Origin of the sequence: Nocardia ninae NBRC 108245 (genome assembly GCF_007990755.1) — a bacterium.
Classification (GTDB): domain Bacteria; phylum Actinomycetota; class Actinomycetes; order Mycobacteriales; family Mycobacteriaceae; genus Nocardia; species Nocardia ninae.
Genome location: NZ_BJXA01000004.1, coordinates 149510 through 171892, shown reverse-complemented (window position 1 = coordinate 171892; position 22383 = coordinate 149510). Strand labels below are relative to the sequence as shown.

Genomic DNA, 22383 nt, shown 5'->3' with positions numbered 1-22383 from the left:
TTCGCGACGCTGACGGGGTGACTCAGGACAGCAAAACCATCGTCCAAAACGCCTGGAAAGCCTTCGCCACACACGATTTCGATCAAATATCCGCGTTCTTCACCGAGGACGCGGAGTGGCTCGCACCCCCGCAGAACGCCACCGCGGTCTTCATGAAGGGCCCCAGCCACATCATCGGCCGCGACGCGATCGCCGACTTCCTCGCCTACGGCTTCTCCAAAATGTTCGCCAAGGACGTCGTACTCACCTTCCACGGCTTCTACGCCGAAGGCGACCGCGTCATCGTCGAAGAAACCATGAGCGCCACCCTCGCCAACGGCAACGCCTACGAAAACGACTACTGCTTCATCTTCGAACTCCACGAAGGCCGCATCCACCGCGTCCGCGAATACATGGACACCGCCCGCGCCAACACCATGGTCTTCGGCTAGCGACGACCCGGCGCCCAAAAGCCGCCGGGGGAGAACGCTTGAACCCGCCGAGCTGGGAACAGCTTTCCGTCAGCTCTGTCTAGCATCGGTCGCATGGCACTTTCGTATGTGGTGACCGGGGGCGGCCGGGGGATAGGGCGCGGGATTGTGGAACGCCTGCTCGGCGCGGACAACATCGTCGTAGCCGTCGAACGTGACCATGAAGCTCTGGCATGGGCGGGCGACCGGGTGATTCCGCTTACCGGCGATGCCGCCGCAGCGGAGATAGCTGAGCAAGCCGCTGATCTCGCTCAACAGTTCGGCACGCTGACCGGATGGGTGAACAATGCGGCCGTATTTCGCGATGCCTCAGTGCATTCCGACTCAGCTGAGCGTGTCGTGGAACTGATCACTGCGAATCTGGCTCCCGCGGTGGTCGGCTGTACAACCGCCGTGCGCCGCTTCCTGCGGGCCGAAACCGCCGGTGCGATAGTCAACATCACGTCGCATCAAGCGCAGCGAGCAGTGCCGGGCGCGCTGCCGTACAGCACCGCCAAGGCCGCGATCGAAGGGCTGACTCGCGCGCTGGCAGTGGAGTACGGGCCGCGAAGGATTCGAGTGAATGCCGTCGCGCCCGGGTCCGTTGCAACCGAACGCTACGCGGAATTTCTCGCAGGACTGGACAGTTCGTCTGCCGAGCGGGTCGAGCAGCAGATGGCGGAACTCCATCCGCTCGGCCGCGTCGCGACTACGGCGGAAATCGCCGCGGCGGCGGCATTTCTGTTGTCGGACGACGCAGCTTTCGTCAACGGTGCGGTACTTCCGGTCGACGGTGGTCGGTCAGTGCTCGCGCCGGACCCGGAGGCTCGATAGCACGGACCTATGGCGCTGTGCGTGGGGGTCAGCGTCATAGGTCTTTATTGGTCAGCGTGTCACGGAGCACCTTCATGTCGTTTCGCCACTCTGCACGGGCGGCCTTGTCGCGCAGGCGATCCCAGATCTCGTAGGTCAACGTGAAGGTGAAGCCGGCTACCACCCCGGCCAGCATGGCGATGATCATGCGTTCGTTCAGCGGCTCCTCGGGATCCCGGTCGGACCAAAAGATGTTGGTGCCGATGCCGATGACGGCGATCGTCAGCCAGAAGGCGAGTCTGCGGGTCGTTCGTCGTCGGCGCCGCCACGCTTCTTGCACGGCCGCCAGGCCGGTGTCCACCTTCAGTCGGTGGCTGGGTAGGTAGGCGGCATTGGCGGCGATGCGCAACTTGGCCAGTTGCCTGCCGATCTCGTAGTCGACGGCTTCGACGCCGCTGAGACTCGCCGGCCAGCTTTTGCGGATCTCGATGAGGGACTCGAGCTCGTCCAGGGGCGATCTTCGCTCGTTCCACCACGCGACCAACGCCGCGATCAGCGCTCCGGTGACGACCCCCGCAGGCACGAACAGACCGATGTAGTCGACGAACTGGGAACCTCGCGCGATGTCCTCGGCCGCCATTGTCATGGGAAAGGGTTCCCAGAGCCAGCGGCTATACATGTGCGATTCGGGTTGGTCGGTCAGTGCGGCAAGGTCCGCTGATCAGGCAAGTCGAAACCCGCTATGCCGCGGCCAGGCGGCAGCTACCGCTCCTTCGGCGGCCACCACGCGCCCATGCCCAGCGAGATCAACCGCATCTGCTGCACCGTGCGATCGATGATGGCGTCCCGTTCGCGGGGCAGTGCCGAGATGTAGGCGACGATGCCGTCAGTGACTGTTGAGACCAGGAGGTCGGCGGCGATCTCCAGGTCCGCGTGACTCCAGGAATCCAGGGCCGGGATGCGGGAGAGGTCCGCTACGAGTTCGCGGACGATCAGTTGGAGTTCCAGCGCGATGGATTTGCGCAGTGCCGCGGACCCGCCGTGCCGTTCGCGGGTGAGGAAGCCGAACAGTTCGCGTTTCGGCTCCACCTGAGCGAACACGAACCGCACCGTGTCGGACAGGCTCGCATCCGGTTTGCGCCGTACCTCGCGCAGCGCGAGGCGCAACGCGGTGATGCCGTCGTCGACGAGCTGCGCGCCGAGGTCGTCCAGCGACGCGAAGTGCCGGTAGAAAGCGGTCGGCACGATGCCTGCCGAGCGGGCGATCTCACGCAGGCTCAGCGCCGCGAAGCCGCGGTCGGCAGCCAGTGCGAGGGTGCCGTCCAGTAGGGCCTGTCGCGTGCGCTCCTTGCGCTCGCCTCGGGTTTCTGCCTGCTCAGTCATCACGGTGAGCATACATCCGTTCACCATTCGTCTTATCTCCAGATGTTGTTCGCGTCACATGTTTTGCCGGTTGACACCAGACCCCGGTCATCAGTCACACTAGTTGAGTGTACATACGTGCACTGAAATTGGAACGCAACGTCGCGGCTCCTGCAAGTCGAACAGCCCCGACATCGAGGCACGGAGTAACGAATGGTGGATCTCATCAACCTGGTGCAGACCCTGACCACGCCGCATCCGCTGGACCGGTATCTGGAACTCGTGCGCCCGACCCTCACCGCGCGGGAGATGCGCGCCGAGATCATCCGGGTCGACCGTTCGGTCCCGGGGTCGGTGACCCTGACGCTGCGCCCGACCCGGCAATGGAAAGGCCACGCCGCCGGGCAGTACGTCCAGATCGGCGTGGTGATCAACGGTGTCCGCCACACGCGCTGCTATTCGCCGGTGAACCCGGCGGGCGGCCGAGGCAGGCACATCCAGCTGACCGTCAAGGCGCACCCCGAGGGCTTGGTCTCGCAGTACCTCGCCCGCAACGCGACACCCGGCATGGTGGTCGATCTCGAACAGGCCGCCGGTGTCTTCCGGTTGGCCGACCCGCGCCCGGAGCGGGTGCTGCTGATCAGCGGTGGCAGCGGCATCACGCCGGTGCTGTCGATGCTGCGCACCCTGGCCGACGAGGGCTACCCGGGTGAGGTCGTCTTCCTGCACTACGCGAAATCGCCCAAGGTGGTTCCGCACCGTGCGGAACTCGACGCGATCGCGAAGCGGCACTCGAACTTCCGGATCGAGCTGCGCCATCCGTGGCGTCCCGACACCACCGGCGTCGACTCCTCGGCGCCGTGGGTCGACGTGGCGACGGCGAAGTCGAGCGGATACTTCGACTACGACGAATTGGAGCGGGTGGCACCGTGGTTCGCCGATGCGCACACCTACGTCTGCGGCCCGCAGTCGCTGATGGACTCGGTGCGCAAGATCTATGAGGCCGAGCAGCTCGACGATCGGCTGCACACCGAGGAATTCACCCTCTCGCTCACCCCGGTCGACGCGGACGAGGCCTTCGGCCAGGTGCGCTTCTCGGCCAGCGGTGTCGCCGCGGACAACAGCGGCGCGCCCCTGCTCGAGCAGGCCGAGGCCGCCGGACTCACCCCGGAGTACGGCTGCCGGATGGGAATTTGCTTCTCCTGCACTGCGGTTCGGCGCACCGGTTGCACCCGCAACCTGCGCACCGGCGAGACCGACAGTGACCCGGATCAGCCCATCCAGCTCTGCATCAACGCCCCCGTGGGCGACGTCGACATCGACATCTGAACCCGAGCAAAGGATTAATCGAATGACAATCCTGACCGAAACCAAAGACGGCCCGCTGGTACTGAGCCCGGACCAGATCGAGGAACTCGGCAAGGCGCTCGACGAACTGCGCGCCAAGGTGGTCGCCGACCTCGGCGACCGCGACCGCGAATACCTCTACTCGATCATCAAGGCGCAGCGCGGTTTCGAGATCGCCGGGCGCGGCCTGATGTATCTCGGCTTCCTGCCGCCGGTCTGGTTGGCCGCCGTCGCCGCGCTGAGCGTGTCGAAGATCCTGGACAACATGGAGATCGGCCACAACGTCATGCACGGCCAGTACGACTGGATGCGTGAGCCCGGCCTGAATTCCCGTGTCTTCGAATGGGATACGGTCTGCCCGGCGGACCAGTGGAAGCACTCGCACAACTACATCCACCACACCTACACCAACATCCACAACAAGGACCGCGACATCGGCTACTCCATCCTGCGGATGGACGAGAGCCAGTCCTGGAACGTGCTGCGCCTCCCTCAGCCGCTGTACGCCTTCGCGCTGATGATGCTGTTCGAGTGGGGCGTGATGGCTCACGACCTCGAGGTCGAGAACATCGTGCGCGGCAAGCGGAAGTGGTCCGACATCAAGCGGCTCGTCACGGGCCAGTTCCGCAAGGCGGGCAAGCAGGCGCTGAAGGACTACCTGATCTTCCCGGCGCTGACCGGTCCGCTGTTCCTCAGCACGCTGGCCGGCAATGTCACGGCGAACCTGGTCCGCAACGTCTGGGCGTACTCGATCATCTTCTGCGGTCACTTCCCCACCGGCGTACAGACGTTCACCGAGGAAGAGACCGCCGACGAGACCCGCGGCGAGTGGTACATCCGGCAGATGCTCGGCTCGGCCAACATCACCGGTAGCAAACTGTTCCACATCATGTCCGGCAATTTGTCGCACCAGATCGAACACCACCTGTTCCCGGACATCCCGGCGGCCCGCTATCCGGACATCGCGCCGGAGGTTCGCGCATTGTGTGAAAAGTACGGACTCCCGTACAACACCGGCTCGTTCAGCAAGCAGATCGGCTCGGTCTGGCTGAAAATTTTCAAGCTTGCACTGCCGCCCAGCTTGGTCAAGAGCGAACCGTCTCCCGGTGTTATCGTGATGCGTCAGCGAAAGGCAACCGAAGTGGGCGTGTGAATGATCGGGAAATTCGAAAGCAACAAGGACCTCATTCAAGAATTGACGTCCTCGGGCGCCAAACATGTCGGCAATATCGCGAGCATCATCGCGGGCACCGTCGCGGAGGTCACCAAGGAGATCGGTGAGTGGGTGACCGACGCGATCGAGATGAACGAGGCCGCCGCCGCGGCTCGGCGCGATGCCGCCGAGGCGCGGCGGGAGGTGGATCTCGAGCCCGACGATCCGGCACCCGCGGCGCCGAAGCCGCCGGTCGCTACCGAGACGCCGTTCGTCGACGCCGAGGTGGTCGAGCCGGGAGTCGACGAGACCCGCTGATCACCACACCGGCAGCCTGCGCCGGTGTTCGGTGACGTCGGTGACCAGATCGCGGTAGCCGTCGGTCAATTCGGCGAGCCTGCACCACTGCAGGTGGGCTTCCCCGTCCACCTGCACCGGGCGGGTCCGTTGCTGCGGCGCTCGACGCAGAGCTCGTTGTGCCGCAACCCATTTCGCCGCCATTCGATCGATCACCGCGCCGAGCGTCTCGGTATGCAGCGAGGCGCCGCCGCGGTGCTCGACATTGTCGGCCACCCACACGTCGATCTGCCCGACCAGCTCGGCGCGCTGCCCGTCGATGTCCTCCACCCGCTGGGTGCACGCCGCGACCCGCCCCGGTGAGGCGTCGGACGCGTGCGCCGCTTCGATTGCCTTGTGCCGCCGCTCATGACACTCGACGAGTTGCCGGGCGACGCTGAGCACGCTGTGCCGGTGCCGGTTCGGATCGTCGGGTTCGCGGAAGGCGCGCAAGAGTTCAGCGGGTGGCGGCAGTTCTTCTGTCCCGATACGGACGCGTGCGTATTCGGTCGGCATGTGCGTACACCCCTGCGGTATCTATCCCGATCTGGATGCGCCAGGGCCGAGGGGGATTTCGGGGAGGGGCACCCCTCGGCTCCGGCGCAGTCCCGAGCTCGGACGTCACCCCCATAGTCCACCAGCACGGCAAAGAAACCGGGAAATCCGCGACGATGCGATGAGGAAGACGGCCCGAATAATCGGGACTCTTTCAGGAAAGCGCGGTTGCCGAATCGGCGCAATAGTATGGTGTACGAAACCGAAAGCCGCTTGTAAATCGTTATGGTCCGTTACGGATCGGTCACATGAGTGCACCGTCGGTATCTCCGACAAGGATGGACGGGCGCACGATCAGCAACCGGTTCGGCGCGGCGGCTGCGCGGTCTCGGTCCATCCGCTAGCCTCGGTGTTCGTGCCCGCCTACGTGTCATCGCCCGAGCTCACATTCGGGTTCATGTTCGCGCTGGAAGACCCCGAGCGAATCGGAGAGGTCGTGCGCACGCTCATCGTTCGCAAGACCGTGTCGGTCTTCCGCCTCGCCAGGCTCTCCGACGACAACGGACCGCCCGAGCGTTACGTGGTGAACTGGGCAGCTATACCGCAGATTTCGATCACCACCGAGGCGCCGGCCACCGACGATCTGCAGGCCCAGCGCATCATGCTGGTCAACGCGTTCCTCAGCGAGGACGGCGAAGTGAGCCTGTATTCGGCGCAGGGGAGCGGTCCCGGCTAGGCGTCCCACTCCGGAACGCCGAACAGCGCCATGGTGATCTGGTACAGATGTGCACTCAGGGTGGGCAGCGCCTGGGCGCCAGGGCCTTCCAGGCAGTCGCGAATTCGATCGTCGACCGCGCCGATGAGTGCGTCGAATATTTCCGCCGGAATGTCCACCGGGATATCGCCCTCGGCCCGACCGATGCGAAAAGCCGCGTGCATGCGGTGCGCCAGTAACGTTTTCATCTGACGGCGCTGCTCGGCGACGACCGGCCCGGCGACCAGGCATTCGATATGCAGCGCGCGGGCGTAGATACCGTTCTCGGCCAGGACGCGCAGGTAGGTCTCCAGCGTGGTGCGGATGAGCGCGCGCCACTCGCTGCGCGGCGTGGCCTGCACGCTGCTTGCGAGTTCGCCGAGCACCAGCCCGACAGCCGCCTCGAAGGCCTCGGCGAAGCAGTCGTCCCGGCCGCGGAACAGCTCGTAGAAGGTGCGCCGCGAGACGTTCGCGCGGGCCACGATGTCGCCGACAGTCGTTGCGGCGTAACCCCGTTCGGCGACCGCCTCCAGCACCCCCAGATACATCCGCATGCGTTGCGAGTGGGCCACCGCCTCCGGCGCCATGCCGTGGGTGCCACGTGGTAGGCGGCCGCGGTCGACACCGGCTTCGAGTCCCATCCCCTGAGGATAGACACCTCGTGCCAGTGATCTGACTCATACTTGTCCATTCGATGTGGTCCCGGTTACTCTCACACCCATCATAGGTACGGCAGTGTTTTTAAGCAGGTCAGCCAGAAGGGTCGAGGTCGATGAGGACATTTCGTCGCGGGTTGGGTCGGGTCGGGGTCCTGGTGGTTGCCGCGACCATGGCCGCGTTGTGGGTCGTGCCGAGCACCGCGGTCGCGGAATCCGCGCCGGACGGGGGTGAGCTCGGCAGGCAGTGGACGGCCGCGCACGACGGTCCGGCGAAGTACCCCGGGCCGGTGCACATCGACTTCGACGTGCCGATCACCATGAGCGACGGAACGGTGTTGAAGGCCAATATCTATCGGCCGGTCGATGCCGCGGGCAACATCGTGACCGAGCCGCTGCCCACCATCCTCAACCTCACCCCGTACACGAAATTCGTGTCCCTGATCGCGGATCTCGCCCTCAACATCCCGGTGCTGTCCGACGCGCTGATCGAGCTGGTCAACCGGTTCGACTTCGCCGGTACGCCGTTCGACTCGATCACCGACCTGACCAGGGCGCTCAGCGGCGGCGCCGCGCGGACCTTCGGCGCCGATCGCAAGCTGGTGCAGCACGGCTACACCTACATCGTGGCCGACGTGCGCGGCACCGGATATTCGCAGGGGGCCTGGCAGTTCTTCCAGAGCAGGGAGGGTCAGGACACCCTCGAAATGATCGACTGGGCGAGCAAGCAGCCGTGGTCGGACGGTAATATCGGGATGTCCGGCATCTCGTACTCCGGCATCAATCAATTCAAAGCGGCCGAACAGAATCCGCCTGCGCTCAAAGCGATATTCCCGGTCGAGGGCAGCACCGACACCCTCACCGATGTCGCCTTCCCCGGCGGCGGATTGGGGTTGTTCGGCCCGCTGTACATCGCGGGCGTCGACCTGATCTCGAATTTCCCGGACCCGGTCGGCATAGCGCTCGGCCACCTGGACTTGAAATGGCTCCAGGATCGGGTGGCCACACCGCTGGAGTTCTTCGACTACATTCTGATGGCCCTGTCGCTCAGCGTGGATTCGGTGCCCGCGCCGCTGAAAGAGCAACTGCTGCCGGGCAGCTCGTTGCGCTCGGCGTTCACCGACAGCCATCCGGAGCGGATTCAGGTACCGACCTTCGCCTACGGCGGCTGGCAGGACATCTTCGCCTCGTCCAGTGCTCGGTCGTTCGCCGACATCCCGCTGCCGCCGGAACGCAAGAAGCTGATCATGGGCGACACCTACCACTTCAATCCTGGTTCGGGTCTGGGTAATCCGGGTCGGCCACCGCGGCTCGACGTGCTCCAGATGGCCTGGTACGACAAGTGGCTCAAGGGCATCGACAACGGCATCGACGAGTACGGGCCGGTGGCGCTGTGGCAGCAGGGCGGCGGCTGGACCACGGCACCGGCCTTCCCCAGGCCCGGCATGGACTACCAGCGCATGTATCTCTCGCCCGCCCCCAGCGGGACCGCGACCAGTGTCCACGACGGCTCGCTCACCGCCGGAACGCCCGAGGGCACAGCGCGTTTGACGGTTTCACCGGTCGCCGGCCTCACCTCGCTGTGCTCGCGGGACGCGGCGGTCGAATCCGCAGGCGTCATCGGCCTGCTCAATTTCTGCGGGCGCGACGACCGCATCCACGAGCTCGGTGGGCTCACTTTCACCGGGGCGCCGGTCGAGCAGCCCACCGTGCTGTCCGGCCCGATCACCGTGCACCTCAACACGATGTACGACAACATCGAGGGCTACTGGGCGGTCACCGTGAACGATGTCGCGCCGAACGGTCAGTCGACGGTGCTGGCGAGCGGGCAGCTCGCGGCCTCGCTGCGCGCGGTGGACGAGGCGAAGAGCGAGAAGGACGCGGACGGCGACTACACGCACACCGTGTACAAATTGACGCTCGCCGACCGGCAAACCTTGGTGCCGGGGCAGCCGACCATCCTCGACGTCGCCGTCAACCCGGTCGATGCCGTGCTACAGCCCGGACATCGGTTGCGCGTCAACGTCTTCGCGAGCAATTTCCCCCGTGGTTTCCTCGCACCGCCGATGTTGTTCGACGGTGGCATCTCGAATGCGGTGGCCCCGCAACACCTCGTGCTCGACCCGTCGGCGCCCAGCTTCGTGAATGTGCCGTTGAGCAGCCCGCTGGGATAACGAGGGGCAGAATGGGTTCCCGCCTATCGGGCGTTTAAGGCGGGATCTGTGACGCGCCGAACTAGTGTGCACCTATTTGTTGGCGTGTCGGTACCCGATCGTGGCGTCGGTAGCCGTCGAATACGCGAGAATCGCAGATATTCCGCACCTGGTTTGTGGCGTGGATCGAAAGCACCTGAAAGGAGCATCGATCATGGAACCTCAAAGCGCTGACTACACTGCGAAGCCGGCCACCCCGGTCAATCCGATTCGCGTCCGAGGAGATCTGGATCCCGCATTGTCGCGGTGGATGTGGCTGGTCAAGTGGCTGCTGGCCATCCCGCATTACATCGTGCTGTTGTTTCTGCACATCGCCTACTTCGTCGTGACGGTGATCGCGTTCTTCGCGATTCTGATCACCGGGAAATATCCGCGGGCGATGTTCGACTTCAATGTCGGGGTCATGCGCTGGACCTGGCGGGTCGAGTTCTACGCACTGTCCGTGCTGGGCACCGACAAGTATCCGCCGTTCAGCCTCCAGCCGAACGACGAATACCCGGCGGATCTCGCGATCGATTATCCGGAGCGGCTGCATCGCGGTCTGGTGCTGGTGAAGTGGTGGCTGCTCGCCATTCCCCATTATCTGATCCTCGCCGCGATGACGACGGGCGGCATGGCGTTCTATATGTATAGCGACGACGACGGATGGTCCGGCGCGAGCGGCGTTACGCTGATCAGCATCCTGCTGCTCGTCGCGGTGATCGGGCTGTTGTTCACCGCGCGCTACCCGCAGGGTGTGTACGACTTCGTCGTCGGCATCAACCGGTGGAGCATCCGGGTGCAGGCCTACGCCACCCTCATGCGCGACGAGTACCCGCCGTTCCGGCTCGATCAGGGTGCCCGGGATCCCGAAATAGGCTGAACACCAACAAGTCCCACTCCGAATCCGCCCGCTGTCTCAGCGGGCGGATTCGTATATCCGGCGGACCACGTCCTCGATCTCCGGTTCCTCGATGGACAGATCGCGCACCTCGGCCCGGTCGGACACCAGCGCGAGCAGCTGTGCGGCCGTGGTCTGCTCCGGATCGAAGGCCAGCCGCTGGCGCATCCCGCCGGCCTCGGAGCCCAGCAGTTGCGCGCAGGGTAGGTCGTCGATATCCGGTGCGGGCTCGGCCAGGTCGACGACGAGCACGCGCCTGGCACCCACCGTGGCGGCCAGCCCGGTCAGCGATCCGTCGTAGACCAGGCGGCCGTGATCCACCACGAGTACACGGCCGCAAAGCCTTTCGATGTCGCCCATGTCGTGCGTGGTGAGCAGCAGCGTGGTGCCGCGGTCGGCGCGTTCGGCGCGCAGGAACTCGCGCAGGCGCTGCTTGGACAGCACGTCGAGGCCGATGGTCGGCTCGTCGAGGATCACCAGTTCGGGCGAGTGCAACAGCGCCGCAGCCACTTCCGCGCGCATGCGCTGGCCGAGCGAGAGCTGGCGCACCGGGGTGTCCAGCGTGTCGGCCATCTCCAGCTGCTCGATCAGCTCGTGCTTGCGCTTGCGCGCGACGTCCGGGTCGAGCCGGTGGATCGCCGCGAGGATCGAAAACGATTCGCGCAGTGGCAGATCCCACCAGAGCTGGGAGCGCTGCCCGAACACCACCCCGATTCGGGCGGCGAGTTCGCGCCGCTGCCGGACGGGTTCGAGCCCGCAGGTGCGTACCCGGCCCGCGGTCGGCACCAGGATGCCGGTGAGCATCTTGATGGTGGTGGACTTGCCCGCGCCGTTGGCACCGATATAGCCGACCGCCGTGCCGCGTTCGATCCGGAAGGTCATCCGGTCCACCGCGGTGAGCGTCTCCCGCCGCCGGCGCCAACGGCGGCCGTCCTTGCGGTACAGGGTGAATTGTCTGGTCAGGTCCTCGATGTCGATGATCGGGTCCGAAAAGCCGGAATCCGCCACGTTATCCGCCGCCTCCCTGATAGTGCCGAGTACCGAACCGCCAGCAACTCAGGGCCAGCAGCCACACCCAGAGCACCGCCAGCGGGGACCACCAGGCCAGCCACGCGGGCAACAGCGCGGGACCGGGCAGCCGCAGCAGGGCGATGGTCGGAAGATAGGCGGTGAAGCAGACCGGAATGGCGAAGCCGAACAGCAGCCGCAGTGGGATCGGAAAGACGGTGGCGGGTTGCACCGCGGCGAACGAGCCGCCGTAGGTGAAACTGTTGGTGAGCTCGGCGCCGTCGATCAGGAAGAACTGCAAGCCGGCCGCGCACACGAAAACGCCACCGAACAATGCGATACCGCTGACCAGGGTGAGCAGCACCAAGAGAACGGTGGCCGGGCTCCAGTCGATGTCGTTGCGCAGCAGCCCGAATCCGAGCACCACGAGCGCGACGGCGGCTCGGGCGAAGCGGCGCAGTGAGATGTCGCTGGTGATGAGCTGAAGGAGTAGCGGCTGCGGGCGCAGATGATAGGCGTCGAGCTGACCCATCCGAATCAGCGTCGGGAGGGTGTCCAGATGACCGAAGACCACCTGAGCCAACGCGAACGTCGACTGCCCGAACCCGAACAGCAGCAGGGCGGCGTTCAGATCGAGGCCGCCGAGCACTCTGACGTTGTGGAAGATCACCCACACCTCGGCGAACTCGACCAGACCGATCAGGAACGCGCTGAAAACCTCGCTGGCGAACGACAGCCGGTAGGACTGCTGGGCGCGGATCCGCGAGCGCAACACCGCCGCGTACGGGGTGGCCCAGGTCCCGGTCCGCACGGTGCTCGGCTCAACCACCCTGCACCTCCAATTTGCGCCGCCCGGCCGCCAGCAGTACCCGGCCCGTGCCGCCCACGACAAGCACCCAGAACACTTGCACGGCAACCACACTCACCGCCGCCATGCCGGTGATCCGGCCGGACAGCACGTCGATCGGCGCTTGCAGGATCGAGGGGAACGGCGTCGCCTGCGCGACGGTGCGCAGCCACGCAGGGAACATGTGCACCGGCACAAACAGTCCGGCGAGAAACGTGCCGGCGACCTGATACAGCACGCGGATGCCGCGGGTCTCGACCACCCAGAATCCGATCAGCGCGACGCCGAACAGACAGAGGAACGACAGGGCCACGGCGAGCAGCACGCTCACCGCGCCGAGCAGATACGGGCCGGGTGTGCTCGGCATGACGAGCCCGAAGGTGAGCACGCCGATCAGCACGCTCGGCACTCCGCGCGGCAGCATGGTGGCGGCCGCCCGGCCGAGATCGCCGGCGAGATAACCGAACTGGACGTCCACCGGGCGCAGGAAATCGATCGCGATGTCGCCGTTGCGGACCCGATCGGCCAGGTCCAGGGGTGGACCCATGAACTGCATCGCGCCGAGCAACCCCTGCGAGAGCCACACGTACGCGCCGATGGAACCTTCGTCGTAGCCGCCGAAATCGCCGGCGGCGCGCACGGCCGCCAGCATCACCGCCGCGCGCACGAAGCCGAACACGCAGTTGGTGAAAAGGCCTGCGAACATCGCCAGCCGGTATTGTGACTGCCGTCGGAAACCCGCGCGCGCGAGCTGCGTGTAGACCGCGACGGCGCGCCATGGATGCCGGGTCGCGCCGAGCCCTCCGTCCCCGCCTGCTCTGTCGCGCACAAAGAGTCAAGCCTAAGCCAGCCGACGACAGCGTGGAAGAGCTTCCGGATTCTTCCGTAAAAGTGCTGCATCGGCCGACTCCGCAGCGCAGGTCCGGATGCGCCGCCCGCACCGGAAGAATCGCACATAGCGCGGGAATTCGGACGCGCCGTCGAGTCGGCGGCTGCGCCAGCGCATGACAGCGTGCCCGTTGGTTGCCATACTCAGGCGGAACGGACTAGCGACGATCGGACGCAGGGTGTCCAGGTCGCGCAGTAGGCTTGTCATCGAATCATGTCGCGGTAGCGAAAGACTGGGAACCCGGGAGGGGAACGGTGGACACGCTGAAGCTGGATCCGGCGGCGGTGGCCGCTTACACCGCGATCGCGGACGCGGTCTCCCAACAGTTGGCCTCGGCGGCCGCGGTCGCCTCCGGGGCGGTGAATCAAGACCAGCTGGCCGCCGACCTGGGGCTGGTCGGCGCAGATTTCGCGGCGCGGTTCGCCACGGCGGTATCCGAACACGCCCAGGCGCTGTCCACCGCAGGACAACTCGTCGGCACCTACGGTCAGATCCTGCGCGGCTACACCTCGGACATGCAGGGCATCGATACCGACACCGCGGGTGCCATCACCCGGACCGGGGAGACGCTGACATGAGAAGCCTGACCGGACTACGCAGGCGGTCCCAAGCCGCCCCGGCCGATACCGTCGCGCCCGTGACCACGTACCAGGATCCGAACGTGGACCCGCCGATCGTCGCCGCGCTGGTGCGCCCGCTGCTCCAGTTGCGTGCCAGCCTCGGCACGGGTGTCGGTACCCCGAATCAGACCGCGACGAGCGCGCTGTCGGCCGCCTCCACCCAGGCCGCCGATGTGGAAGGCCCGCACCGCGACGGCCTGCACGCGCTCGAATCGACGTGGACCTCCCGCGGCGCCGACGCCGCGGTACCCGCACTGCGCACCACACAGACCGAGATCGGCGAAATCTCCGACCGGGGACCGGCGTATCTCAGCGTGCTCGGCGACGCGCACGCCACCAGCGCCCGCGCCGCGCGGACGGTGGACCAGATCATCGCCGACTTCCGGCGCGACGCACGCCAGATCCTCGGCAACGCCACCGCCGCCCCGGACACCGACGCCGTGATCGCGCGGGCCACCCAGGCGCTGCGCGACGCGCTCACCACGGTCAACGTCGCGCAAACCGAGATGGACGACCACAGCAGGCGACTGGACCGGATGGGACCGCTCACCGTCACCCAGCCGTCCGGCGTCACCGCCGCGCAGCCGAGCACCACGAGCCAGTTCATCCCTGGCGGCACAAGCCAATTCGTCCCCGGCACCACCGTCCCGGGCGCCGTGGCGCCCGGCATCGGCGGCACCACACAGCCCGCGGATCCGGCGCTGGCCGCCCAACTCCAGCTGCAACAGCAACTCATCAATGCGGGCGTGCAACTCGGTACCGCCGCCATCAACGCGGGCGTCGACATCGGCACGAACATCATCGACAAGATCGCCGGCGTCGGCACGCACATCGTCGACAAGGTCGCCGAGGTCGGCACGCACGCCATCGACACCGTGGCGGCCGGCGCGGACAAGGCCGTGCAGGAGGCGATCCGCCCGGGCAGCACCGCTGCGGATCAGTCGAGCGGTACGCCGAACTCGAGCGCCTCGCCGAAGCTGTTCGACTTCGGCGCTGGCGCACGCCCGTCCACTCCGTCATCTCCGACCGGCCCCGGCACGGTGATCCCGCCCGCGCAGCACGGCTCCGCGCCGTCGGCGAAGGTCGAGGCGCCACCACCACCGGCACCGGAGTCCAGGCCCGCGCCCGCTCCGGCGCCGCAAGCGCAGGCCCCGGTGGATGCACCGTCGCGGTCGGGCAACCCGGATCAGCAGAGCCATCCGGGCACCGGCGGTGGCGTGGCGTTGCCGCCGCCGCCACGCCCGGACGACCAGGAACACAAGCCCAAGGACGGCCAGCTCGGCGTCACCGTGCCGACGGCCGCGGTCGCCGTGACCCCGGTCCTCGGCGACTACGACGATGACACCCTCTGACCCGAACGCACCGGGTCGGCAAGAGGGGCAGGGCAATCCGTTCGACATGGGCTTGCCCATGCTGCGCACACCCACCGGTAAGGCGCGACGGCGGCGGCGCCCGTCCGGCCGCCGCGCACCGGTGCGTCGCCGAGATCCGGAGGTCGCCGTGTCCGAGCCACCAACCCCGGAGCGGCCCCGGCGAACCGGCGACTGGGAGCACTGGCTCGACCCGCAGCCCGCGGTGGTCGAGCCGTCGCAGCCACCGCCGGTCGAGCCGGACCGGCGGCGCACACGCGTCGACGAGTTCACCGCCGAAGGCCCGGCGGACAACGTCAATCCGCCGCCCGCGATCATCAACCGGTCCGGCATCCACCCCGGCGTCCCGCTGCGCCACCCCACCCGGCGTCGCGAGCAGCCGCGTGGCGGCAACAAGGTGCTCGCGGTCCTGATCGTGCTCGGTGTCGCGATCGCGGTCGTCTCGATCCTGTACACCGCCGTGCACGGGTTCGGCACCGACACGCCCGCGGCCGAGGAGACCGGTACGATCCCCGCCCGCGGTACCACCGGAACCGCCACCACCACAGCGACAACGGTGCCCGCACAGCCCGCGGCGATCGCGACCCAGGGGTGCGAGCAGAAGCGCACCGCCGACTCCGTCTCCGGCACCGACCCCGGCGGCACCGCCAACGGTCCGGACGCCATCCTCGCCTTCGAATACGCCTACTACGTGGAACGCTCCGGCTACCGGGCGCGCGCGGTGGTCGCCGACAACGCCATCGTGTCGCCCGCCGAGCAGATCCAGCGCGGCATCAACCAGATTCCGGTCGGTACCCGCTACTGCGTGCAGATCACCCGGACTCGCGACGGCGATGACGGCTTGGCGCACTGGGAGGTCAAGCTCACCCAGCAGTACCCCGGCGAGCAACCCAAGACCTTCACTCAGCTCATCACCACCCGCACCATCGCGTCCCGCACACTCATCACCGCGATCGCTTCGGGCTGACTCGTCCGGGCGCGATATCAAGGGTGGCAATCGGTACCGTGGTACGGACTTACCGTGGCTTTATGATCGATAATTCAGAAAACTGGGCCGCCGAGTCGTGCACGTTGCCGACCGCCGAACAGCCCTTGCGCACCGCGGAGTTCGATCGGTTCTTCGCGGAATCGGTGCGGGAGGTGCGCCGGGTACGCCCCACCCGGCTCGATCTGCTGATTGTTTCCGACGCCGAAGAACTCGGCCGGGATCTGGCCGCCCGCGAATCCGAGTGCTGTTCGTTTTTCGACTTCGCGTTCACCACGGTGGGCGATGATGTGGTCATGCGGATCGGCGTTCCCGACAGCCAGGTCGAGGTCCTCGATGCGCTCACGGAGCGGGCAAGGGCGCGAATAGATGAATGACAAGGCTTTACGAACGGGGCAGGTCGCCGCGGCGGCCGGAGTGAATGTGCAGACCCTGCGTTATTACGAGCGCCGCGGATTGCTGCACGATCCCGATCGATCGCTGGGCGGCCATCGAATGTATCCACCGGAGACGGTGACGACGCTGCGCATCATCAAGACCGCCCAGCGGCTCGGTTTCCGGCTCGAGGAGGTCGCCGATCTGCTCGAGGGCACCCGAACCGGCGCCGACCTACCGACCCGTGCCGCCGCGAAACTGGCCGAAGTGGACGCGAAACTCGCCGAGCTGACCGAGATCAAGACAACATTGCAAGCGGCGCTCGTCGCGGGCTGCTCCGACTTGTCCACCTGCGCGGAGTCCCCGTATTGCCCGATGCCGTTCGGCCCCAACGACAATCGCCGTTGAACTCGAGGGCCGCCCGGCTCTTGTTCGACAGCCCGCTCTCTGCGAAGGTGGTGCGTACCTCGGATAGTTTTTATTTCTCGATTCGATGACGAAGGCGGGGACGGCATGATGTCGGTGCTGTGGATTGTCCTGCCCTACAGTGCGCTGCTGTCGTTCATCATCGGCCATTTCTGGCGATATCGGCACGACCGATTCGGCTGGTACAGCACCGGTCCGGAAGCCGACCGGGCGCAGCGGATCGGCGGCACCGCATTTCGCGTCGGAATGGCGGGCATGATCGCCGCTAGGCTCACCGATCTGCTCGTCTCCGGGCCGAACTCGCACCCCGACAACACGTTCTATGTGGTCGTTGTCGCCGTCGAGGTGTGCGCCGTCGCGGTCGCGACGGTCGGCGCGGTGCTGCTGTTCGTGCCGGATATGATCGGCAGCCCGGGCCGGCCCGTGATCAGCCCGTTGGACAGCATCACCTTCCCGATGCTGGTGGCCGGTCTGCTGACGCGGGTGGCGATCAAGTTCGACCCCAACTCCTCCGAGAACGGATATCGCACCGCCGAAACCCTGTTCACCTGGTTCCGGTCGCTGTGGACGCTGCACCCGAATCCCGAAGCCATGGTGCACGCGCCGTTCATCTACCAGGCCCGCGGTTTGGTCCTGATGCTGTTCGTCGCGATCTGGCCTTACACCCGTCTGGCGAGCATTCTCGCGGAGCCGGTCTACTGGCTGATCCGGCGCATTCGATCCGAACCGCCGACCGGTCGGCCTCGCGAACTGTCTACGCCGTAGCGGACTGCGCCCGGTCGGTCTGTGGTGCAAAGAAGTACGAGACCGACCAGTGTGCGCGATACTCGGACGCAGTGACAGCTCGCCGGGCTTTCCCGCGTTTCCAGCTGTTCCCGGATGACGGAGGGCGGGCCCATGGCGCACGAGCAACTCGACGCGGGCGCATCGATCGAGCGCCGCACCATCGAGGTGATCCCCGACGCCGAACGGCACGGCACGCCCGTCAACCAGTTCACTCTCTGGTTCGGGGCGAACATGCAGATCACCGCGATCGTCGACGGTGCGCTGGCGGTGGTGTTCGGCGCCGACGCGCTGTGGGCGATCGTCGGCCTGCTGATCGGCAACATCCTCGGCGGCGTCGTGATGGCTCTGCACTCGGCGCAGGGTCCGCGGCTCGGGCTGCCCCAAATGATCTCCAGCCGAGCGCAATTCGGGGTGTTCGGGGCGGTGCTGCCGCTGCTGCTCGTCATCGTGATGTATCTCGGGTTCGCCGCGACCGGCACGGTGCTGGCCGGTCAGGCGGTGAACAAGATCCTGCACATCGACAACGCGACGGTCGGCATCCTCGTCTTCGGCGCGCTCACCGCGGTGGTGGCGGTGACCGGCTATCGGCTGATCCACGTGGTCGGGCGGATCGCCACGGTGGTGGGCGTGGTCGGTTTCAGCTACCTCGCCGTCCGGTTGTTCACTGAATACGACGTGAGCAGCTACGTCGGCGTAAAGCCGTTCGAGATGGCGACGTTCGTGCTCGCCATCTCGCTCGGCGCGGGCTGGCAACTGACCTTCGGGCCCTACGTGGCCGACTACTCGCGCTACCTGCCGCGCTCGACCAGCGACCGGACCACCTTCCTGGCGACCTTCGCGGGCACCGTGCTCGGCTCCCAGTGGTCGATGACCTTCGGCGCGCTGGTCGCTGCGGTGGCGGGAAAGGCGTTCCTGGGCAACCAGGTCGGCTTCATCGGCGACCTGGCCGGGCCCGCCGTGCTCGCGCTGCTGATCTACCTGGTGATCGTGGTCGGCAAGCTGACGGTGAACTGTCTCAACGCCTACGGCGGGTTCATGTCGATCCTGACCTCGGTGACCGCCTTCAACGGTCAGTCACGCACCACGCCGTTCGCACGGGCCGCCTACATCGTCGGCTTCACCGCCGTGTCGATGCTCGTCGCGATCGGGGCCAGCGCCGACTTCCTCGGCAACTTCAAGAATTTCGTGCTCACCCTGCTGATGGTGTTCACCCCGTGGAGCGCGATCAACCTGATCGACTACTACCTGATCTCCCGCGAACGCATCGACATCCCCGCGCTCTACGACCCCGACGGCCGATACGGCCGCTGGAACAGCACCGCACTGGCCTGCTACACCCTCGGCGTGCTGGCCCAGATCCCCTTCCTGGCCCAGCAGCTCTACACCGGCCCGGTCACCGAAATGCTCGGCGCGGACATTTCCTGGATCGTCGGCATCGTGTTCACCGCCGCCATCTACTACCCGCTCGCCCGCCGCACCAGCAACCCACCGGACCGGATGATCTATCCGACCGGCACCGTGCACACCGCTGCCCAGGTGTGAATTCTTGTGGCAGTGGGCGTTTCAGCTCAGCCGGAGATCGGACATGCTCAGCAGCGTCGTCACCTGCTCGGCGGGCATCGGATAGTGGAAGTGCCAGCCCTGGGCGGTGTCACAGCCGAGGTCGCGTAATTGGTCGGCCTGGTGGCGGGTTTCGACGCACTCGGCGGTGACGGTGAAGCCGAGGGCGTGCGTGAGATCGATGATCGTCTCGAGGAGCAATAGGTCGGTGGGGCTCGCGGTGTCCGGCGTGCGGATGCGTTGGATGAACGGCCCGGCGAGTTTGACCACGTGCAGCGGGAGTTGGCCGAGGTAGGCCAGATTGGAGTAGCCGGTGCCGAAGTCGTCGATGGCGATGCGGACACCGGCGTCGGCCAGGGTGTGCAGCGCGCGCAGCGGCCGTCCGGTGGTCTGCATGAACGCCCGCTCGGTCAGCTCCAGTTGCAGCAGGCTCGCGTCCATCCCGGTCTCCGCGATGACCTGTTGGACGTGGTCCAGCCAGGCGGGATCGGCGACTTCGGCGGCGGACACGTTGACGCTGACCGTCGGCGTCTGCGGATAGCGATCGTGCCACTCGCGGCTGGCCCGGCAGGCCGTCTCCAGCACCACGGAGCCGAGCGCGCCGATGTGCCCGTTGTCCTCGGCGAGGTCGACGAACCGGGCCGGGCTGAGAATGCCGAGATCCGGGTGCCGCCAGCGCACCAACGCCTCGACCGCCACGGTCTGCCCGCTGGCCAACGAGACGATCGGCTGATAGTCGAGGTAGAACTCGCCGTCCCGGAGCGCCGACGGCATGGCCGCCGACAGTTCGGCGCTGGTGTGTTCGCGACGACCGCGATCGGCGTCGAAGATCGCGTACCGCCCGCGGCCCGCGGCCTTGGCCCAGTACATGCTGGTGTCGGCCGCCTTCAGGAAGTCGGTGGCCGACATCCGGTCGGCGCGTTCCTCCATCACGCCGATGCTCGCGGTGACGGTCAGCTGATGCTCATGGACATAGAACGGTTGCGCCAGCGCGTGCAACACCGTCCTGGCCACCCCCGCCGCTTCCTCGACACCGGTGGAATGCGGGATGAGCACGACGAATTCGTCGCCGCCCATGCGCGCGACGAGCTGATCGGAGCGGTTGACGCACGCGTTGAGCCGGGCGGCGACCTGCGCGAGCAATTCGTCACCGACCGTGTGACCGAAGGTGTCGTTGACGGTTTTGAAGTGATCGAGATCGATGTAGCAGAGCCCGACCCGAACACTGTCGGCGTAGGCCGCGGTGAGCGCGTCGAAGAAGCGGGACCGGTTCGGCAGACCGGTCAGTTGATCGTGATGGGCCCGGTAGTGCAACCGTTCGCGCAGCGCGCGGCGCTCGGACACGTCCTCCACCAGCACCAGCGTGTACTGCGGCTTGCCGTGTTCGTCGCGGATGAGCGAGACGTTGATGTGGGTCCACACCGTGCCGCCGTCGCGGTGCCGGTAGGCCTTCTCCAACTGCACGTTGTCGTACTTGCCCGAGAGCACCCCGGCGTACTTCTGCCACATCTCGGGACCGTCGTCGGGGTGGGTCAGATCGGTGACCGACAGCCGGCACATCTCCTCGGGCTGGTAGCCGAGCATGCCCGCGAAGGCGTTGTTGACCTCGATGATCCGGCCGGTCATGTCCGAAAGCCCGGTGCCGATCCCGGCCTGGGAGAACACCGCGCGCAGCCGCGCCTCGCTGGCACGTAGTTGCTGCTCGACCAGCCGGCGGGCGGTGATGTCGGCGGCCCGGACGCTTTCCTGCTCGGCGAGCAGCCAGGAGCGGAAGGCGCGCAGATAACCGGTGGCAAAGGCGGCCAGCAACTCGGCGGCTCGATCTACGGCGATCGCGCCTTCGTCGACGAGGTAGGTATTCAGTACGGCGAGACTGCGACCGAGCACCTCGTCACCGACGAAATGCGAGCGGGCGAGCTCACCGCCGAGTCCGGCGACTCGATCGGTGGGTCCCTGATTCGCCGCGATGTCGACGAATTCCTTGGCCAGCGTGGTCAGCAGGGTACGGGTTTCCGCCGAGCTCATGGGCACGACGTGATTGCGCGGCCCGCCACCGAGTGCGGCCGCCCATTTCCCGGCCAGTTCGGCGTGCGGTCCGCCAGGATCAGAACCGCTCCCGGCATCCCACGCCATAACGTCTGATCGTAGTCCGATTTGCGGAGCTCCGCCCAACTGCGGCCACTCCCGAACCCGGCTACGATGGCGATGCTTTCGTCGCTGGCAAGCGATGTTTCGAGAAGGGTTGGCGATTGATGACCAGACCGAGTTGGGCACCCGAGGGTATCGATCTGGATCGTCCCAGCGCCTCTCGCGTTTACGACTACTTCGTCGGCGGCATGCACAACTTCGAGATCGACCGAATGCTGGCCCGCCAGATCGAGGAATTCACGCCCAATGTCGCCGAGACCATGCGTGCCAACCGGGATTTGCTGCGTCGGTGCGTGCGATTCCTGGTCGAGGCGGGCATCGACCAGTTCCTCGATATCGGCTCCGGCATCCCGACCGTCGGTAATGTGCACGAGGTGGCCCAGGCGGTAAACCCGTCGGCCCGTGTGGTTTACGTCGACATCGACCCGGTCGCGGTCGCGCACAGCCGGGCCATCCTCGAGGGAAATCCCGCCGCCGCTGTCGTGCAAGCCGACATCGGCGATCCCGACGCCATTCTGGCCGACCCGGAGGTGGCGCGGCTGCTCGACTTCGAGCAGCCGGTGGCCGTATTGGCGCTCGGTGTACTGCATTTCGTGCCCGACGCGGCCGATCCCGCGGGCTGTATCGCGCGGCTGCGGGACGCGATCGCACCCGGCAGTTATCTGGCGATTACCCACGCCACGGCCGACGGGCAACCCGACGAAGTCCTGGAAGCGCAGAAGTTGTCCGGGCGCACCTCCACCGAGATCGTGCTGCGTACCAAGCCCGAGATCGCCGAATTCTTCCAGGGCTGGACCATGCTCGAGCCTGGGCTGGTGCAGCTGCCGCTGTGGCGTCCCGACAATCCGGCCGACGTCGGCGACCATCCCGAACGGTCCGGCGCGTACGGCGGGATCGCCCGCAAGGACTGA

General features: G+C 66.5%; 24 protein-coding genes. 16 read left to right on the top strand and 8 right to left on the bottom strand.

The annotated features are described in order from the left end of the window. Positions 1-17 precede the first annotated feature (17 nt). On the top strand, positions 18-431 hold the full coding sequence (locus NN4_RS05965; protein WP_147128929.1) for a nuclear transport factor 2 family protein: 414 nt from the start codon (positions 18-20) through the stop codon (positions 429-431). Positions 432-524: 93 nt separating this feature from the next. Continuing rightward, entirely contained in the window at positions 525-1283 is a 759-nt protein-coding gene (locus NN4_RS05960) for an SDR family NAD(P)-dependent oxidoreductase (RefSeq protein WP_147128928.1), read from the top strand. A 34-nt stretch (positions 1284-1317) separates the two neighbouring features. On the opposite strand, the gene NN4_RS05955 is transcribed toward NN4_RS05960, so the two are convergent. Continuing rightward, positions 1318-1908 carry a hypothetical protein gene (locus NN4_RS05955; RefSeq protein WP_147128927.1) on the bottom strand — a complete coding sequence of 197 codons (591 nt, stop codon included), beginning with the start codon at positions 1906-1908 and terminating at the stop codon, positions 1318-1320. 116 nt (positions 1909-2024) lie between these two features. Then, positions 2025-2645 carry a TetR family transcriptional regulator gene (locus NN4_RS05950; RefSeq protein ID WP_147128926.1) on the bottom strand — a complete coding sequence of 207 codons (621 nt, stop codon included), beginning with the start codon at positions 2643-2645 and terminating at the stop codon, positions 2025-2027. Positions 2646-2837: 192 nt separating this feature from the next. On the opposite strand from NN4_RS05950, the gene NN4_RS05945 reads away from it, so the two are divergent. The 3 genes from NN4_RS05945 to NN4_RS05935 are packed head-to-tail and all read left to right on the top strand — an operon-like array spanning position 2838 to position 5442. After that, positions 2838-3953: a ferredoxin reductase gene (locus NN4_RS05945; protein ID WP_147128925.1), complete on the top strand. Its 1116-nt coding sequence runs from the start codon at positions 2838-2840 to the stop codon at positions 3951-3953. Between the two features lie 22 nt (positions 3954-3975). Beyond that, positions 3976-5124 (top strand): fatty acid desaturase family protein, encoded by a 1149-nt coding sequence (locus tag NN4_RS05940; RefSeq protein ID WP_147128924.1) that lies wholly within the window; start codon positions 3976-3978, stop codon positions 5122-5124. Further along, positions 5125-5442, top strand: a complete 318-nt coding sequence (locus NN4_RS05935; RefSeq protein WP_147128923.1) for a hypothetical protein — start codon at positions 5125-5127, stop codon at positions 5440-5442. On the opposite strand, the gene NN4_RS05930 is transcribed toward NN4_RS05935, so the two are convergent. After that, complete coding sequence (locus NN4_RS05930; RefSeq protein ID WP_147128922.1) at positions 5443-5976, bottom strand: DUF4254 domain-containing protein; 534 nt, start codon at positions 5974-5976, stop codon at positions 5443-5445. Positions 5977-6364: 388 nt separating this feature from the next. Here NN4_RS05930 and NN4_RS05925 point away from each other — a divergent pair, with 388 nt between their 5' ends. Next, the gene (locus tag NN4_RS05925) at positions 6365-6691 is read left to right on the top strand and encodes a hypothetical protein (protein WP_228542196.1); all 327 of its coding nucleotides are present in this window, start codon (positions 6365-6367) and stop codon (positions 6689-6691) included. Here the strand turns inward: NN4_RS05925 and NN4_RS05920 are convergent. After that, positions 6688-7350 carry a TetR/AcrR family transcriptional regulator gene (locus NN4_RS05920; protein ID WP_147128921.1) on the bottom strand — a complete coding sequence of 221 codons (663 nt, stop codon included), beginning with the start codon at positions 7348-7350 and terminating at the stop codon, positions 6688-6690. The two genes, NN4_RS05925 and NN4_RS05920, sit on opposite strands and share 4 nt — an antisense overlap. A gap of 131 nt (positions 7351-7481) precedes the next feature. On the opposite strand from NN4_RS05920, the gene NN4_RS05915 reads away from it, so the two are divergent. Together NN4_RS05915 and NN4_RS05910 are read left to right on the top strand one after the other, a co-directional pair. After that, on the top strand, positions 7482-9539 hold the full coding sequence (locus NN4_RS05915; protein WP_246180727.1) for a CocE/NonD family hydrolase: 2058 nt from the start codon (positions 7482-7484) through the stop codon (positions 9537-9539). Positions 9540-9732: 193 nt separating this feature from the next. After that, the gene (locus tag NN4_RS05910) at positions 9733-10440 is read left to right on the top strand and encodes a DUF4389 domain-containing protein (protein WP_147128920.1); all 708 of its coding nucleotides are present in this window, start codon (positions 9733-9735) and stop codon (positions 10438-10440) included. A gap of 36 nt (positions 10441-10476) precedes the next feature. Here the strand turns inward: NN4_RS05910 and NN4_RS05905 are convergent, their stop codons facing one another. The 3 genes from NN4_RS05905 to NN4_RS05895 form a co-directional block, all read right to left on the bottom strand. Next, complete coding sequence (locus tag NN4_RS05905) at positions 10477-11340, bottom strand: ABC transporter ATP-binding protein (RefSeq protein ID WP_371865623.1); 864 nt, start codon at positions 11338-11340, stop codon at positions 10477-10479. Between the two features lie 127 nt (positions 11341-11467). Beyond that, a complete protein-coding gene (locus NN4_RS05900; RefSeq protein WP_246180726.1) occupies positions 11468-12295 on the bottom strand; it encodes an ABC transporter permease in 828 nt (275 codons plus the stop codon). Next, positions 12288-13019 carry an ABC transporter permease gene (locus NN4_RS05895; RefSeq protein WP_246180725.1) on the bottom strand — a complete coding sequence of 244 codons (732 nt, stop codon included), beginning with the start codon at positions 13017-13019 and terminating at the stop codon, positions 12288-12290. Before NN4_RS05895 ends, NN4_RS05900 begins: the two co-directional genes overlap by 8 nt. Before the next feature lie 437 nt (positions 13020-13456). Between NN4_RS05895 and NN4_RS05890 the strand changes: the two genes are divergently transcribed. The 7 genes from NN4_RS05890 (at position 13457) to NN4_RS05860 (ending at position 19306) form a co-directional block, all read left to right on the top strand. Next, positions 13457-13780 carry a hypothetical protein gene (locus tag NN4_RS05890; RefSeq protein WP_107654702.1) on the top strand — a complete coding sequence of 108 codons (324 nt, stop codon included), beginning with the start codon at positions 13457-13459 and terminating at the stop codon, positions 13778-13780. Positions 13781-13839: 59 nt separating this feature from the next. Continuing rightward, positions 13840-15174 carry a hypothetical protein gene (locus NN4_RS05885; protein ID WP_246180724.1) on the top strand — a complete coding sequence of 445 codons (1335 nt, stop codon included), beginning with the start codon at positions 13840-13842 and terminating at the stop codon, positions 15172-15174. Continuing rightward, positions 15161-16159, top strand: a complete 999-nt coding sequence (locus NN4_RS05880) for a DUF8176 domain-containing protein (RefSeq protein ID WP_147128916.1) — start codon at positions 15161-15163, stop codon at positions 16157-16159. The genes NN4_RS05885 and NN4_RS05880 overlap by 14 nt, the downstream gene beginning before the upstream one ends. Before the next feature lie 62 nt (positions 16160-16221). Continuing rightward, the gene (locus NN4_RS05875) at positions 16222-16554 is read left to right on the top strand and encodes a hypothetical protein (RefSeq protein ID WP_147128915.1); all 333 of its coding nucleotides are present in this window, start codon (positions 16222-16224) and stop codon (positions 16552-16554) included. After that, a complete protein-coding gene (locus tag NN4_RS05870; RefSeq protein WP_147128914.1) occupies positions 16547-16960 on the top strand; it encodes a MerR family transcriptional regulator in 414 nt (137 codons plus the stop codon). Before NN4_RS05875 ends, NN4_RS05870 begins: the two co-directional genes overlap by 8 nt. A 105-nt stretch (positions 16961-17065) precedes the next feature. Next, on the top strand, positions 17066-17743 hold the full coding sequence (locus NN4_RS05865; RefSeq protein ID WP_147128913.1) for a respiratory nitrate reductase subunit gamma: 678 nt from the start codon (positions 17066-17068) through the stop codon (positions 17741-17743). Positions 17744-17875: 132 nt separating this feature from the next. Next, positions 17876-19306, top strand: coding sequence for a purine-cytosine permease family protein (locus NN4_RS05860; RefSeq protein ID WP_147128912.1), 1431 nt, complete (start codon positions 17876-17878; stop codon positions 19304-19306). Positions 19307-19327: 21 nt separating this feature from the next. Here the strand turns inward: NN4_RS05860 and NN4_RS05855 are convergent, their stop codons facing one another. After that, positions 19328-21457 carry a putative bifunctional diguanylate cyclase/phosphodiesterase gene (locus tag NN4_RS05855; RefSeq protein ID WP_147128911.1) on the bottom strand — a complete coding sequence of 710 codons (2130 nt, stop codon included), beginning with the start codon at positions 21455-21457 and terminating at the stop codon, positions 19328-19330. A 119-nt stretch (positions 21458-21576) separates the two neighbouring features. Here NN4_RS05855 and NN4_RS05850 point away from each other — a divergent pair, with 119 nt between their 5' ends. After that, positions 21577-22383, top strand: a complete 807-nt coding sequence (locus tag NN4_RS05850) for an SAM-dependent methyltransferase (protein ID WP_147128910.1) — start codon at positions 21577-21579, stop codon at positions 22381-22383.

What these genes read in the sequence shown, in the direction of transcription:
- NN4_RS05905 (WP_371865623.1), bottom strand. Translation starts at nt 11,340, where the DNA reads ATGACCTTCCGGATCGAACGCGGCACGGCGGTCGGCTATATCGGTGCC.
- NN4_RS05940 (WP_147128924.1), top strand. Translation starts at nt 3,976, where the DNA reads ATGACAATCCTGACCGAAACCAAAGACGGCCCGCTGGTACTGAGCCCG.
- NN4_RS05855 (WP_147128911.1), bottom strand. Translation starts at nt 21,457, where the DNA reads ATGGCGTGGGATGCCGGGAGCGGTTCTGATCCTGGCGGACCGCACGCC.
- NN4_RS05865 (WP_147128913.1), top strand. Translation starts at nt 17,066, where the DNA reads ATGATGTCGGTGCTGTGGATTGTCCTGCCCTACAGTGCGCTGCTGTCG.
- NN4_RS05860 (WP_147128912.1), top strand. Translation starts at nt 17,876, where the DNA reads ATGGCGCACGAGCAACTCGACGCGGGCGCATCGATCGAGCGCCGCACC.
- NN4_RS05915 (WP_246180727.1), top strand. Translation starts at nt 7,482, where the DNA reads ATGAGGACATTTCGTCGCGGGTTGGGTCGGGTCGGGGTCCTGGTGGTT.
- NN4_RS05850 (WP_147128910.1), top strand. Translation starts at nt 21,577, where the DNA reads ATGACCAGACCGAGTTGGGCACCCGAGGGTATCGATCTGGATCGTCCC.
- NN4_RS05870 (WP_147128914.1), top strand. Translation starts at nt 16,547, where the DNA reads ATGAATGACAAGGCTTTACGAACGGGGCAGGTCGCCGCGGCGGCCGGA.
- NN4_RS05935 (WP_147128923.1), top strand. Translation starts at nt 5,125, where the DNA reads ATGATCGGGAAATTCGAAAGCAACAAGGACCTCATTCAAGAATTGACG.
- NN4_RS05955 (WP_147128927.1), bottom strand. Translation starts at nt 1,908, where the DNA reads ATGACAATGGCGGCCGAGGACATCGCGCGAGGTTCCCAGTTCGTCGAC.
- NN4_RS05930 (WP_147128922.1), bottom strand. Translation starts at nt 5,976, where the DNA reads ATGCCGACCGAATACGCACGCGTCCGTATCGGGACAGAAGAACTGCCG.
- NN4_RS05920 (WP_147128921.1), bottom strand. Translation starts at nt 7,350, where the DNA reads ATGGGACTCGAAGCCGGTGTCGACCGCGGCCGCCTACCACGTGGCACC.
- NN4_RS05945 (WP_147128925.1), top strand. Translation starts at nt 2,838, where the DNA reads ATGGTGGATCTCATCAACCTGGTGCAGACCCTGACCACGCCGCATCCG.
- NN4_RS05880 (WP_147128916.1), top strand. Translation starts at nt 15,161, where the DNA reads ATGACACCCTCTGACCCGAACGCACCGGGTCGGCAAGAGGGGCAGGGC.
- NN4_RS05875 (WP_147128915.1), top strand. Translation starts at nt 16,222, where the DNA reads ATGATCGATAATTCAGAAAACTGGGCCGCCGAGTCGTGCACGTTGCCG.
- NN4_RS05950 (WP_147128926.1), bottom strand. Translation starts at nt 2,645, where the DNA reads ATGACTGAGCAGGCAGAAACCCGAGGCGAGCGCAAGGAGCGCACGCGA.
- NN4_RS05960 (WP_147128928.1), top strand. Translation starts at nt 525, where the DNA reads ATGGCACTTTCGTATGTGGTGACCGGGGGCGGCCGGGGGATAGGGCGC.
- NN4_RS05895 (WP_246180725.1), bottom strand. Translation starts at nt 13,019, where the DNA reads ATGTTCGCAGGCCTTTTCACCAACTGCGTGTTCGGCTTCGTGCGCGCG.
- NN4_RS05910 (WP_147128920.1), top strand. Translation starts at nt 9,733, where the DNA reads ATGGAACCTCAAAGCGCTGACTACACTGCGAAGCCGGCCACCCCGGTC.